Origin of the sequence: Nonomuraea candida (assembly GCF_000725485.1) — a bacterium.
GTDB lineage: Bacteria > Actinomycetota > Actinomycetes > Streptosporangiales > Streptosporangiaceae > Nonomuraea > Nonomuraea candida.
This window is the reverse complement of sequence record NZ_JOAG01000007.1, coordinates 27787-41199: the sequence shown is the minus strand read 5'-3', so window position 1 is coordinate 41199 and position 13413 is coordinate 27787. Positions and strand designations below refer to the sequence as shown.

Sequence of the window (13413 nt, the reverse complement as noted above, 5' to 3'; positions counted from 1 at the left end):
GGAGACCACGATGAGGAAGCTCGTCGAATCCACCTTCGTCACCCTCGACGGCGTCATCAGCGACCCGCAGGTGTGGAGCCCGCCCTACTGGGACTCGGAGCACAGCGCCTACTCGATGAAGCTGATGGAGCGCTGCGACGCGCTGCTGCTGGGCCGGGAGACGTACGAGGCCTTCGCCGAGGCGTGGCCGGCGCAGTCCGGCGACCCCTACTCGGACAAGATCAACTCCATGCCCAAGCACGTCGCCTCCACCACGCTCAAGCAGGCCGACGCCTGGAACGGCCACCTGCTCGAAGGGGACGTCGCCACCGCGGTGGCCGAGCTGAAGCGGCAGCCCGGCCAGGACATCCTGAAGTTCGGCACCGGCTCGCTCGACCGCACGCTGATCGAGAACAAGCTGGTCGACGAGTTCCACTTCTGGATCTTCCCCGTCATCGTCGGCGAGGGCCAGCGGCTGCTCGGCGGCCAGGTGGACGTCACCCACCTGGACCTGCTGGAGACGACCACCTTCAAGTCGGGCATCGTCGTCCACACCTACGGGCCCAAGTCCTGACCGCGGCCACCTCCGCGGACGCTCACGCCCATGCCGCGGTCTTGCGGGTCCTGCCGGGACCCGGGGGCCGCTAGGGTGAGCCTCGAAGGGAGGGGGAGCGACATGCACACCAGGCTGTCGGCCACGCTGCTCCTTCTCCTGTCCTGGTTCCTGCCGGCCACCGCCCACGCGCAGTCCGTCCAGCAGGCAGCCGTCATCTCCCCCGCCACCTGGCGGGGCGAGCAGCATCCGTCCGGGGTGCGGCAGATCCCGCCCCCGGCTCCCGAAGTGCGCGCCTGGTCCGGTCCCGGCGGCACGACGGGCGCGGCGGCCGCGCTCGTCACCGAACGTCCCGGCGTGCGGCCCCCGTGGGCCGTCGTCCTCCCGGCGTCGCGCGACGACGCCCCCGCGGCCCGCCGCCCGACCGCGGCGGCGGCACGGGCGCCTCCCTCCACAGTGCGTTGACCTTTCCTTTCTCCTTGTCAAGCCTGTGGAGGCTGTCTTGTTCCGTGCGCCGTTCTGGCGTGCGCTGGCGGCGTGTGCCGTCATCGCGATCGCATTAATAGCCGCCTTCTCCACCGCGCCCCGTCTGGGCCTGGACCTGCGCGGCGGCACCCAGCTCGTCTTCGAGACGAAGGACTCCCCGACCGTCAAGGCCGACGCCGCGGCCACCGACCGCGCGCTCGGCGTGCTGCGCCAGCGGGCCGACGCGCTCGGCGTGGTCGATCCCACCCTGGTCCGCTCCGGCGAGCGGCGGATCATCGTCGAGCTGCCCGGCGTGCTCGACCCGCGTCAGGCCGCCGAGGTCATCGGCCGTACCGCGCAACTGGCCTTCCACCCCGTGCTCGGCGCGGCCGAGCAGGGGGAGAAGGACGCGGTGGCCGACGAGAACGGCGTGCCGCTCAAGCTCGGCCCCGCGGCCATCACCGGCGACGGCGTGAGCGACGCCGTCGAGCAGAGCGACCCCCAGCAGGGCCCCGGCTGGTGGGTCGGCCTCTACTTCCGCGAGGCGGCGGCCTGGCAGAAGCTGACGGGCGAGGCGGCCTGCCAGCCGCAGGGCGACCCCAAGCGCCGGATCGCCATCGTGCTGGACAAGGAGATCATCTCCTCGCCGCCGCTCGACCCGTCCATCGCCTGCGGGGCCGGCATCCCCGGCGGCAGCGCCCAGATCACCGGCTCGTTCACGCACGAGGAGGCGCGCGACCTGGCCGTGCTGATCAAGGGCGGCGCGCTGCCGGTGCCGCTCGACCTGATCGAGCAGCGCACGGTGGGCCCGACGCTCGGCGCGGCGGCCATCAAGGCCAGCGCCGAGGCGGCGATCGCCGGCGTGGTCCTCACCGCGGTGTTCATCGTGGCCGTCTACCGGCTGGTCGGGCTGCTGTCGGTGATCGCGCTGGCCTGTTACGGCCTGATCTCGTACGCGGCGCTGGTGGCGATGGGCGCGACGTTCACGCTGCCGGGACTGGCCGGGTTCGTGCTGGCCATCGGCATGGCCATCGACGCGAACGTGCTGGTCTTCGAGCGGGCCAGGGAGGAGTACCAGCACTCGCGCGGCCGCGGGCTGCGCGGGGCGCTCGACCGGGGGTTCAGGAACGCCCTGAGCGCGATCGCCGACTCCAACGTCACCACCCTGATCGCCGCCGGCCTGCTGTTCTGGCTGGCCTCCGGCCCGGTCAAGGGCTTCGGCGTGACGCTGGCCGTCGGCGTGCTGGCCTCGCTCGTCTCCGCCCTGCTCATCACCCGCGTGCTCACCCAGACCGTCATCGGCCGCATCGGGCCGCGCCTTTCCGGGCTCGGCTCGGCCGGTTCCGTCAGGACCTGGCTGACCCGCAGGAACCCGCAGCTCATGCGGCACGGCAGGCTCTGGCTGGGCATCGCGGGCGCGCTGGCGGCGGTGGCCGTCGCCGGGCTGGTGGCGCGCGGGCTCAACTTCGGAGTGGAGTTCACCGGCGGGCGGCTCGTCCAGTTCGCCACGGCCAAGCCGATCTCGGCCGAGGCCGCCGGGCAGGCGGTCGCGCAGGCCGGCTTCCCCACGGCGGTGGTGCAGACGGGCGACGACGGCGTCTCCGTACGCGCGGCCAACCTCGGCCTGGAAGAGGTGGCCAGGATCGAGCGGGAGCTGGAGGCCCACGCGGGCGAGGTGACCAAGCGGAGCGAGGAGTTCATCGGCCCCAGCCTGGGCGAGGAGCTGCGCCGCAACGCCCTCATCGCGCTCGGCGTGGCCGTGGCCATGCAGCTGCTGTACCTGGCGGTCAGGTTCCGCTGGACGTTCGGCGCGGCGGCCGTGCTGGCGCTGGTCGTGGACGTGACCGTGGTCGCGGGCCTGTTCGCCTGGCTGGGCAAGCCGATCGACGGGGTGTTCCTGGCCGCGATGCTGACGATCGTGGGCTATTCGGTCAACGACAAGGTGGTGGTCTTCGACCGGGTCAGGGAGTTGTGGGCGGCCCGCCGCCGTGAGCCGTTCGCGGCGGCGGTGAACGGCGCGATCCTGCAGACCATCCCGCGCACCGTCAACACCGGGCTGGGCGCGCTGTTCATCCTGGTCGCGCTGATGGTCTTCGGCGGCGACTCGCTGCGTGACTTCGCGATCGCGCTGGTCACCGGCATCGTGGTGGGCACGTTGTCGTCGGCCTTCGTGGCGGGGCCCGGGGCGATCGTGCTCGGCCGCTTCGACCGCCGCCCGCCGCCCGAGCCCGCCAAGCCGCGCGCCGCGCGGGCTCCCCGGGGCTCGGGAGCGGTGGTGTAGGCGACCCGCCTCCCGGCCGCGCGGCGCCCGCCCTCCCGGCCGCGCGGCACCCGTCTCCCCGGCCGCGCGGCGCCCGTCTCCCCTCAGGGACGTGGTTTCCGATCAGCGGGCTTTCCCGGTTCTCGCGCTTCCCGGGGCGGGGACCGGGGAAGAGGTCGGGCATGGAGGTGCTGAGCAGTCGCGTGTTGCTGCGTCCCGGTGACCCCGAGCGCAGCCGCCGCTTCTACGGGGAGACGCTCGGCCTGGCGATCTACCGCGAGTTCGGCCCGCCCGAGCATCCGGGCGTGGTCTTCTTCCTGGGCCAGGGGTTCCTGGAGCTCTCCGGGGCCTCGCAGGACGGGGCGGGGCAGGCGGTCTCGCTCTGGCTGCAGGTGCGCGACGTCGCGTACGAGGAGAAGCGGCTGCGCGAGCAGGGCGTCACCGTGCTGCGCGAGGCCCGCGAGGAGCCGTGGGGGCTGATCGAGGCGTGGATCGCCGACCCCGACGGCCATCGCATCGTCCTGGTGGAGATCCCGGCCGAGCATCCGCTCCGCCGGGACCCGCGCTGAGCACGGGGGTTCATGAGCGCGCGTCGCGCAGGAGGAGCACGGCGATGTCGTCCATGCGCCGCTCGATGGTGGCCGGCTCGATGACCGACTCCGCCAGGCTGTGCAGGGGCTGCCCCGGCTCGGGGCGGAAGCGGCCGGCCAGGGCGGCGATGGAGTCGCCCAGGTCCTGGCCGGGCTCCTCGATGAGCCCGTCGGTGTAGAGGGCCAGCACCGAGCCGGCCGGCAGGGGCAGCTCGGTGGTGACGTACTCGGCGCCGGGGTCGATGCCGAGCAGCAGGCCGGGCCGGGTGTCCACGACCTGGCCCGGGGCGCCGGGCCGGCCGAGCACCGGCGGCAGGTGCCCGGCGCCGGCCACGCACGCCGTGTGCCGGCGCAGGTCGATGGAGACGTACAGGCAACTGGTGAAGCGGTCGGGGGCCAGCTCGACGAGCAGCCGGTTGGTGTGCGCCAGCACCTCGCCCGGGGTGGCGCCGGCGGTGGCGTGGGCGCGGATGGCGGTGCGCACCTGCCCCATGAGCGCGGCGGCGGTCACGTCGTGGCCCTGCACGTCCCCGATCACGGCGGCGGCCACGGTGTCGCTGAGCCGGATCAGGTCGTAGAAGTCGCCGCCGATGTCCATGCCGGGGGTGGCGGGCACGTACCTGGCGGCCACGTCCAGGCCCGGCACGCGGGGGAGCGTGTGCGGCAGCAGGCTCGACTGCAGGCACTGGGCGAACTGGTGCTTGACGTCGTAGAGCCGGGCCCGCTCGAACGCCTGGGCGATCAGCCCGGTGAGCGCCGTCAGCGTCGCCCGCTCGTCGGTGCTGAACCGGTGCGGGCGGTCGTAGGCGAGGATGCAGGTGCCGACGGGCTGACCCGAGGTGACCAGCGGCAGGAACGCCCACGCGCACATCCCGTCGGAGCGGATCGCGTCCGGGTAGGTGGCGCGCAGCTCGGCCCAGGTGGAGAAGAAGGCCGGCTTGTCCGCGTCGAACGGGCGGCCCGACGGCATCGGCGGGATGACCGGGTGGCCGTCGAACTCGTCGATGGCCCGCCGGCTGTAACCGCGTGACGCGGCCACCCGCATCCGCCCGCCCGTGGAGGTGAGGATGACCAGCGCCTGCACGTTGTAGACGGGCATGACGTGGTCGGCCACCAGGTCGAGCACGTCCTGGGCGGTCACCGCCCGCGCGAGCGTGGTGGCCAGCTGCAGGATCTCGTGCACCGCGGTGACCCGCAGGGCCTGGTCCCCGCCGGTGACCGGGTCGGGGGAGGGCTCGCGTGAGGCCGTGCCGGGGGTGATGCGCACGGTGATGCCGCTCAGGCCGGGATACAGCCAGAACGACAACGCCCGCCCGCCCGGGCCGCGGGCGATGAAGTGGGTGACCTGCCGGCCGAGGACGGCGGCGCGGTGGCGGTCCTCGTACGCCGGGTCGCCCAGCCACGGCAGCACGTCCCGCAGCCGCCGGCCGCGCAGCTCGGTGGGGGAGACGCCGAGCAGGTCGGCGGCCGGCGCGCTGACGAGGGTGGCGCGCCCGTCCACGTCCAGCACGCAGTATCCCTCGGGCAGGCGGTTGAGGCATTCCAGCGCCACCAGGTCGGCCCGCGGGTCCGCCTCCCGCACCGGCCGCGGCCCGAGCACGCGGGGCCGGGGCCCGACGACGATCGGCCGGCCCCGCTCGGCCGCCTCGCGCACCAGCGCGCCGATCCCCGTGCAGGCCCCGTCGATGAGCTCGCGCTGGCGGCGGGTCAGCTCGGACACCCGGCCGGCGGGCCACAGCAGCATGAACCCGCCGCGGACGTCGTCACTGGCGCGGATGGGCGATAGGGCCGCGGCGAAGTGGTACGGCAGCGCCAGGGCGGCCCCGGGGAACTCGCGGGCCAGGTGCTCGCGCCCGGTGATCCAGATCAGCCGCCGCTCCTGCACCGCCACGGCGATCGGCACGGGGTCCTTCGTCCTGACCCTGGCCCACGCCCGGGCGATCGGCGCGGGCAGGCCGACCTCGGACTCCATCTGCAGCACCTGGCCGCTGTCGTCCAGCAGCCACACGGCGCCGATGTGCGCGCCGGTGCCCGAGACGGTTTCGACCAGCAGCTCGTCGAGGCGGGACGATGCGCTCGCCGCGCCGGCCGCCGAGACGTCCTCCTCCCGCACCGCCTCAGCACGCCCCGCTCACGTCACGTGAGCACGACAACCACTCGAAACCTCCCATACGGGCAGGTTACACGTGGAAAAGTAGGTAATTGGTGACGTTCTGTCAATGATGCGCTCAGGTGGCCCCGGCGGCGGGCTCGGGGAGGCGGAGCCCGCGCGACAGGAGCTGGTGCATGTGGGCGCGGAAGCGCCGCACCATCTCCGGGTCGTCGATGCCGCACCGGAGGCCGCCGCCGGTCAGCACGCCGCTCAGCGCGAAGCCGTGGATGCACCAGATCATCGTGTACGTCGTGTGCAGCGCGTCCGCGCCCGCCGGCTCGGCCAGCGTCGCGACGCTGTCCACGATGTGCGCCGTCAGCGGCTGCGCGCTCCTGGCCTCCAGGTCGCCGATGTCGCTGGCGTCGGAGAGCCAGCGGTGCATCCACAGGGCGGGCACCTCGGGACGCGCCGCGCACAGGTCGAGATAGCCGTCGATGAAGTCGTGCAACGCCTGCGCCCGCCGCTCGGGCGGGGCCGTCATCAGCGCCTCGGCGCGCTGGCTGATCACGTCCGCCAGGCTGTCGCGGGCGCGCCGCATGACCTCGATGTACAACTCGCGCTTGGTGGCGAAGCAGGCCGTGACCTCGGCCTGGTCCACCCCGGCCGCGTCGGCGACCTGCGCGATGGAGGAGCCGTCGTAGCCGAGTGCGGCGAACAGCCTGGTGGCCGCCCGGACGATCGCCGCCCGCCCGTCCTCTGCAGAGCCCATGCAGGTGACCCTAGGCGCGCGGGGCGGCCGGGCCCACGACCTGATCGGCAAGCGGGGGTAAAAACGGTACCCGGACGGCCGGAGGGCCGAAAGGTTCGCTATGGTGCCGAAAGTTTCGACTACCGAGTGGAGCCGTACCTGATGGGCGAGACGCCGAGCCTCCCGACGACCGCGACCGGGCACTGGGTCACCACGTGGACGGCGATGCCGCAGCTCACCGAGCCGGACAACATGCCGCCCCCGCCGTACGCGAAGGAAGGGCTGGTGCTGGCCGACACCACGCTGCGGCAGACCGTGCGCGTGTCCGCGGGCGGGCCGCGCGTGCGGCTGCGCCTGTCCAACGCGTTCGGCGGCGCGCCCCTGCCGATCACCCGCGCCGCCGTCGCCCTCCCCGGCCCGCGACCCGGTACGGCCGGGAGCGGCGGCCCCTTGGGCGCCCGTGCGAGCGCCGGAGCCGAGGGCGGGGCCCGGGCCGGGGGCGGGGCCGGCGGCGGGGGGCGCGCAGGGGCGGGGAGCAGCGCCGTCCGGGCCGGGACCTCCCGGCCCGTCACGTTCTCCGGGCGGCCGTCCGCCGTCGTGCCGACGGGCGCGCACGTCGTGTCCGACCCGCTGGACCTCGACCTGGTCCCCGGCTCGGTCCTGACCGTCACGCTGCACCTGGCGCAGGGGCAGGCCTCCTCCGACCTCACCTCCCACCCCGGCTCCCGGACCACCTCCCACCTGGCCGGCGGCGACCACGTGGACGCCCTCGACCTGCCCGACGCCACCCCCGTCGACCACTGGTACCTGCTCAGCGCCGTCGAGGTCTGGGCCGCGCCCGCCAGCGCGACGCTCGTCCTGCTGGGCGACTCGCTGACCGACGGCAGGGGGTCCACGACGAACGGCAACGACCGCTGGCCCGACCGGCTCTTCGACCGGCTCCCGCCCGGCGTCGCCATCGCCAACCAGGGGGCGGGCGGCAACCGGGTGCTCAACGACGGGCTCGGCCCGAGCGCCCTGGCCCGCCTGGACCGGGACGTGCTGGCGCAGAGCGGCGCGCGGTGGCTGGTCGTCTTCGAGGGCGTCAACGACCTCGGCACGGCCGAGGCCACCCGGCAGGCGCAGGAGCGGGTGGCCGAGGAGCTGATCGCCGCCTACGAGCAGATCATCGTCCGCGCCGCGGCGCGCGACCTCCTCGTGTACGGGGCCACGCTGACGCCGTTCGGCGGGCACGACCCGTACGACGACCCCGAGGGGCACCGGGAGGCGGCCAGGCAGAGGGTCAACGCGTGGATCCGCGGCGCGGGGCGGTTCGACGGCGTGATCGACTTCGACCGGGCGGTGCGCGACCCGGCCGCGCCCCGGCGGCTGGCGGCGGCGTACGACGAGGGCGACCACCTGCACCTGAACCCGGCCGGCTACCTGGCCCTGGCCGAGGCCGTCCCCGTCACCCTCTTCCGCTGACGACGCACCGCCTCCGGCCTGCGCCCGGCGGCCGCACCGGCCGGCCGCGCGCCCGGTGGAGGGGCACGCGGCCGGTCCGCTCGCGATCAGGCCGTCAGCGGGGCGGCGGAAGCGTGTGCAGGTTGCGCGGCGTGACCGACCGCGCCAGCCGGTAGGCCGCCTCGGCGTCGACCAGCCCCGCCCCGGTGGGCCCGTCGTGGCCGTCGCCGGCCACCTGCCCCATGAAGCTCTTGCCCTCGGTCACGTCCCGGGCCGACGCCTTGAGAATGGCCTTGACCAGGTCGGGCGAGAGCCCCGGCTGCGCCTGCTTGAGCAGCGCGCACACGCCGGCGACCTGCGGGGAGGCCGCGCTGGTGCCGCTGATCACGGCCCAGCCGTCGTCCGGCCCGGTGCCGTCCTTGGCCGGGTAACCGGCCCCGGCCAGGCCCGTGTCGATCTCGTCGCCCGGCTCGACGGGCAGCATGATGTAGATGGCCCTGGGCGCCTTGCCCACCAGGCCGCACACGTCGGGCACGTGCCGCCCGGCGTAGATCAGGCTGTCGAAGCTGCTGGCGTAGTCCGACGCCTCCAGCCTGAACTCCCCGTTGACCTGCACCTCGTCCACGAACACCCCGCCGACGGAGAGGACGTCGGGCATCATCCCGGGGAAGGCGACGTGGCCGTTGCCCGCGGAGAAGCAGACGGTGATGCCGCGCTGACGCACCGCCTCGATGACCGCCAGCTCCAGCGGGCGCAGGAAGTTCGGGAGCTTGGTCAGGCCGGGCAGGTGGTAGCCCCAGCTGTTGGTCATGACGGCCGGTGACAGGTCGGAGGCCGCCTTGAAGGCGAGCGTGGCGTTGGCGCCCATCTTGACGCCGACGAAGTCGACGTCGCGGGCGTTGGCGAAGATGTTCGCCGCCTCGGCCGTGCCGTGCCCGACCTCGTCGTGCTGCACGCGGGTGGCGTCGGGGGCGAGGGTGGCGTTGTAGTTGTAGCCGTGGTGGGCGTAGAAGGGGTGCCGGTAGAAGCCGGTGTCGGCCATGGCGACCAGCACGCCCCTGCCGGTCACGCCGCGGTCGTGCACCGGGTGCGCCCGCAGCAGCAGCGCGACGTCGTCGGGCACCCGCAGGTGGTGGTAGCCCACGCGGGGCGGGATGGGGGAGGCGAAGAAGCGCGGGGGCGGCTGCGGGTAGGCGCGCTCCACGTACGGCTCCAGGTCCTGCGGCATCGTGAACGGCTCGCCGCTGACGTGCGCCAGGTAGGGCACCTGCGCGCCGGCGGTGGCGGCCATGTCCGGCGGCCGGCCCGTCATGTCGGCCTGGCGCACCTCGAGACGCGTGCCGAACGTGCTCTCCCACAGCGTGCGCGGGCCCTCCGCGCTGACGGAGAACGTTCCGACGTGCCGCACCGTGAAGCCCTTGGCCTGGAGGAGGTTCGCGGCGCGCTCGGCGACGCCCGGGGCGGGCCTGAGCTGGTCGAGGTCGGCGCTCTGCGTCGCGGTGGAGTCGGCGAACATCGAGGTGCCGCTGTCCGGCCGCAGGGCCGCCTCGAAGTAGACGGTGTCCTCGCGTCGTTCGGTGATCGTGGTCATGTCGCTCCTTTGCGAGTCGAGACCGGGGAACGGACGTCAAAGGGGGTGGAAGTCGGGAGGCTCCTGGAAGTGGACGCCGGTGACCAGCTCGCCCAGCTCGCCCGGCACCTCCGCCCGGGGCAGGCCGAACGCCTGATCCCAGACCTGCCGGGGCGCGCTCACGCTGATCGTCGTCCCGATGTGGAGCACCTTGAAACCGAGGCGCGTCAGAGCGTCCGCCGCCTGCCGCTGCCGGCCGGGCGCCGCTTCGACCTCGGCGGAGAGAATGTCACCCTCAGCGGCCATGACCCCAGGGTCACCCTTCGGGGCGGGCCGCGACACAGGGAGCGACCCAGGGATTCCCCCGGTGACCGCGCCCCTGAACCGGGCACCGGGCCTGAGGGCCGTCCCGGCGGCCTTCACACGGTTTTTCGGGTGATCTTCCTAAGCTCGTCCCCGCAGGTCCTAGCTTCGGGGGAAGGAAGCTCGCCACTCATGCCCGACAAGTCCATCCGGCTCGTGGTGCCGATCGTCGTGATCAGCGGCGTCGCGCTCAGCGCCACCGCGGCCGAGCTCCTGTACGGCCGGCCGGCCCCGCCACCCGCGGCCGCCGCCCCCGCGCAGACCCAGCCGCCTCAGGCGTCCCGGTCGTCGCAGCCGTCCGCGCGGCCGGGGCGGACGGCGGAGTCGCTCGGGCTCGTCCGCGTGGACTACCGGCTCACCCGGCTGCCGCAACACGCCAGCAACCAGCTCGCCGTCTGGATCGAGGACGCCGGCGGCCGCTACGTCCGCACGCTCTTCGCCACCAGCTACACCGCCAACGGCGGCTACGTGCGGCGGCCCATGTCGCTGCCGCGCTGGCGGGAGAGCGCAAACTGGGAGTCCGCCACGGAGGCGGAGATCCAGAGCGCCAGCCGGCCCGCCCAGGAGAGCGGGCGGCACTCCCTCTACTGGGACGGCACCGACGCCGCCGGCCGGCCTGTGCCCGCCGGGACCTACGTGTACCGGATCGAGGGCAACCTGCTGTGGGAGAACCGCGTGCTGTTCACCGGCACGATCACGCTCGGCGCCGACGGGAACTCCTCGCGGGCGCGCGCCGAGTACCTGCCCGAGTCGGCCCGGTCGCAGGAGACGATGCAGGAGACGATGCAGGAGAGGATGATCGAGGACGTCGGGGCCGAGTTCCTGCCCGGCGAGCCGCTGGACCCGGCTCTGGTGACGACGTTCACCCGGGGGTCCTGATGCGCGAGCGGATCATGGGCACGGAGGTGCTGGTGGCCGGGCTCGCACCGGGGGACGCGGCGACGGTCCTCACCTGGCTGCGGCGGGTGGAGCGCACCTTCAGCCGCTTCCTGCCGGAGAGCGACATGGGGCGGGTCAACGCGGGCGGGGAGACGGAGGTCTCCGAGCTGTTCCTGGTCGCGCTGGGGGAGGCGATGCGGTGGGCGGAGACGACGGGCGGGCTGTTCTCGCCGTGGCTGGCCACGGAGCTGTGCCGCGCCGGCTACGCGTCCGACTTCGCCGGCCTCACCCGCGCCACGCCCGCCGATGCCGGACGCGCCGATGCCGGACGCGCCGGCGTCCCGCAGGACGGGCGCGTGGTCGCCGGAGGCGGCGGGGTGCGGGCGAGGAGCGGGCCCGATGCGGGCGCTGGGCGGGCGGACGGTCCTCGGGCCGGGGAAGGGCGCGTGGAGGTCGACTTCGAACGTCGTACCGTGCGGGTGCGGGGCGGGGTGGGCGTGGACCTCGGCGGGTTCGTCAAGGGGTGGAGCGTGCAGCAGGCCGCCGACGCGCTGCGCTCGCGCGGCGTGCGTCGGGGGCTGATCGACGCGGGCGGCGACCTGGTCTGCTGGCGCGCCCCGCTGGACCCGCCGTGGGGGATCGGCGTCGAGCACCCGCTCGGCGGCGTGGTGACCACCCTGGAGCCGCCCCCGGGAGCGACCGCCGTCGCCACCAGCAGCGTGGTGCGCCGGAGCTGGCCGGACGCCGCAGGCAACCGCCTGCACCACCTCATCGACCCCCGAACCGGCCGCCCCGCCGGCTCGGACTGCCTCCAGGCCACGGTCATCACCGGCGACCTTGGCGCGGCCGAGGTCTACGCCAAGTGCCTGGTCATCCTCGGCACCCGGGAGGGCCCCCGCTGGCTCGCCACCCACGCCCCCACGGCCCGCGGCATCCTCGTGCACCGCGACGGCACGATCACCACGACACCCGGGAGCACCGCCCCTTCCGGGGGATGCGTGGAGGCGGGGCGATGACGGGGGCTGCGGCGGGGGAGCGGGCCGGGCGGGCGCGGATGGGCGGGCAGACGCGGATGGGCGGACAGACGCGGATCGGCGGGCGGGCCGGGCGGGTGCGGGCGGGCGGGCGGCGGCGCGGGCCCAGGGCGCGGCCGCTGCGGTTGCGCCGGCTGGTCGTCGCGATCGTGCTCTCCGCCCTCCCGTTCGCCTACCCCCTCCTCCACCTGGACCTGGTCGGCGGCCCCCTGCCGGGCGTGGCGGGCGTGGCCGGCCTGCTGGGCGCCGTCGCCATGTGGTGGCAGGTGCTGCTCGGCGCGCGCCACCTGTCCCGGTGGTTCAGCGCCGACCGGGGCACGATCGTGACGGCCCACGCCTGGCTGGGCGCGACCGGGGGCTTCCTCGTGCTGCTCCACCCGCTCCTGGAGATGATCACCGACCGCCACGGCCCGGCGTACCTCGTCCTGGTGGACTTCACCTGGGTGGAGTCGAGCTACACGTCCCTGGGCCGGCTGGCGCTGCTGATGTTCGTCCTGCTCTGGCTGAGCAGCACGCTGCTGCGCGCCGTCACCCGGCACCGCCTCTGGCGCCGCGTGCACTACCTGTCCTATCCCATCGTCGCCCTGGTCTTCCTGCACGCCCACGGGATCGGCACGTTCCTGGCCGGGCTGCCCTGGTTGCGGGCGTACTGGCTGGCGCTGGCGGCGGTGTTCGCGGGGGTGACGGCGTGGCGGCTGGTCAGCCCGCTGCTGGCCAGGCCGTACCGGCTGGCGGAGGTCACGCGGGTCTCCCCGGACGTGACCGTCTACCGCCTGCGCGGGCGGGGGATCCGCCCGCTGCCCGGCCAGTTCTGCCACCTGCGCACCGCGCGCCTGTCCAGGTCACACCCCTTCAGCGTGGTACGCGCCGACGAGGCGACCGGCGACCTCGTCTTCGCGGTCAAGGACGCGGGCCCGTTCACCGCCCGCCTGCGCCGCCTGCCCGTGGGCGCGACGGTGCTGGTGGACGGCCCGTACGGCACGTTCACCCGCCAGGCGCAACTGGACGCCGGGCCGGCCGTGCTGGTGGCGGGCGGGATCGGCGTCACGCCGTTCGTGGAGCTGGCGATGCGCCACCCCGACGCCACCCTCTTCCACGCCGCCCGCCACCCCGGCGAGGCGATCTGCGCCCCGGAGCTGATCCGCCGCCTCGGCCCCCGCTACCACGTCGCCCACCCCGGCGCGGAACGGCTCACCGCGGCCCGCGTGACCAGGGACGCCCCGCCGGACGCGGCCTACTTCGTCTGCGGCAGCCCGGCCTTCGTGGCGTCCATGTCCGGCGACCTGCGCTCCCGCGGCGTGCCGCGGGAGCGCCTGTTCAGCGAACGCTTCGAGTGGTGACCGGCCGGGCCGGCTCCCGGGCCTGCCTGTGATCCCCATCTCAGCGCCGCGCCCCTGGCGGCCGGGGGCCCGCGCGCTTCCCTACGATGATCAACGA

General features: G+C 74.5%; 12 protein-coding genes. 8 read left to right on the top strand and 4 right to left on the bottom strand.

From position 1 onward, the window contains the following. Nucleotides 1-10 precede the first annotated feature (10 nt). From IO39_RS06655 to IO39_RS06640, 4 genes are all read left to right on the top strand, one after another. Nucleotides 11-553, top strand: a complete 543-nt coding sequence (locus IO39_RS06655; RefSeq protein WP_043617698.1) for a dihydrofolate reductase family protein — start codon at nt 11-13, stop codon at nt 551-553. Between the two features lie 102 nt (nt 554-655). Continuing rightward, the gene (locus IO39_RS06650) at nt 656-997 is read left to right on the top strand and encodes a hypothetical protein (protein WP_043617695.1); all 342 of its coding nucleotides are present in this window, start codon (nt 656-658) and stop codon (nt 995-997) included. A gap of 37 nt (nt 998-1034) precedes the next feature. Beyond that, complete coding sequence (gene secD / locus IO39_RS06645; protein ID WP_043617693.1) at nt 1035-3278, top strand: protein translocase subunit SecD; 2244 nt, start codon at nt 1035-1037, stop codon at nt 3276-3278. 161 nt (nt 3279-3439) lie between these two features. After that, complete coding sequence (locus IO39_RS06640; RefSeq protein ID WP_043617690.1) at nt 3440-3826, top strand: VOC family protein; 387 nt, start codon at nt 3440-3442, stop codon at nt 3824-3826. 10 nt (nt 3827-3836) lie between these two features. Here IO39_RS06640 and IO39_RS06635 read toward each other — a convergent pair whose 3' ends face one another. Beyond that, nucleotides 3837-5960 carry a SpoIIE family protein phosphatase gene (locus IO39_RS06635; RefSeq protein WP_043617687.1) on the bottom strand — a complete coding sequence of 708 codons (2124 nt, stop codon included), beginning with the start codon at nt 5958-5960 and terminating at the stop codon, nt 3837-3839. Nucleotides 5961-6075: 115 nt separating this feature from the next. After that, entirely contained in the window at nt 6076-6708 is a 633-nt protein-coding gene (locus IO39_RS06630) for a TetR/AcrR family transcriptional regulator (RefSeq protein ID WP_043617685.1), read from the bottom strand. A 141-nt stretch (nt 6709-6849) separates the two neighbouring features. Between IO39_RS06630 and IO39_RS06625 the strand changes: the two genes are divergently transcribed. Continuing rightward, entirely contained in the window at nt 6850-8151 is a 1302-nt protein-coding gene (locus IO39_RS06625; protein ID WP_052422562.1) for an SGNH/GDSL hydrolase family protein, read from the top strand. A gap of 94 nt (nt 8152-8245) precedes the next feature. Here IO39_RS06625 and IO39_RS06620 read toward each other — a convergent pair whose 3' ends face one another. Both IO39_RS06620 and IO39_RS06615 read right to left on the bottom strand, forming a co-directional pair. Next, the gene (locus tag IO39_RS06620; protein WP_043617682.1) at nt 8246-9721 is read right to left on the bottom strand and encodes a S8 family serine peptidase; all 1476 of its coding nucleotides are present in this window, start codon (nt 9719-9721) and stop codon (nt 8246-8248) included. 36 nt (nt 9722-9757) lie between these two features. Beyond that, nucleotides 9758-10006 carry a hypothetical protein gene (locus IO39_RS06615; protein WP_157547971.1) on the bottom strand — a complete coding sequence of 83 codons (249 nt, stop codon included), beginning with the start codon at nt 10004-10006 and terminating at the stop codon, nt 9758-9760. 189 nt (nt 10007-10195) lie between these two features. Between IO39_RS06615 and IO39_RS06610 the strand changes: the two genes are divergently transcribed. The 3 genes from IO39_RS06610 to IO39_RS58785 are packed head-to-tail and all read left to right on the top strand — an operon-like array spanning nt 10196 to nt 13316. Further along, complete coding sequence (locus IO39_RS06610) at nt 10196-10942, top strand: DUF2271 domain-containing protein (protein WP_052422529.1); 747 nt, start codon at nt 10196-10198, stop codon at nt 10940-10942. Continuing rightward, on the top strand, nt 10942-11958 hold the full coding sequence (locus IO39_RS06605; protein WP_043617674.1) for an FAD:protein FMN transferase: 1017 nt from the start codon (nt 10942-10944) through the stop codon (nt 11956-11958). The genes IO39_RS06610 and IO39_RS06605 overlap by 1 nt, the downstream gene beginning before the upstream one ends. Further along, nucleotides 11955-13316, top strand: coding sequence for a ferredoxin reductase family protein (locus IO39_RS58785; RefSeq protein WP_157547969.1), 1362 nt, complete (start codon nt 11955-11957; stop codon nt 13314-13316). The genes IO39_RS06605 and IO39_RS58785 overlap by 4 nt, the downstream gene beginning before the upstream one ends. Nucleotides 13317-13413 lie beyond the last annotated feature (97 nt).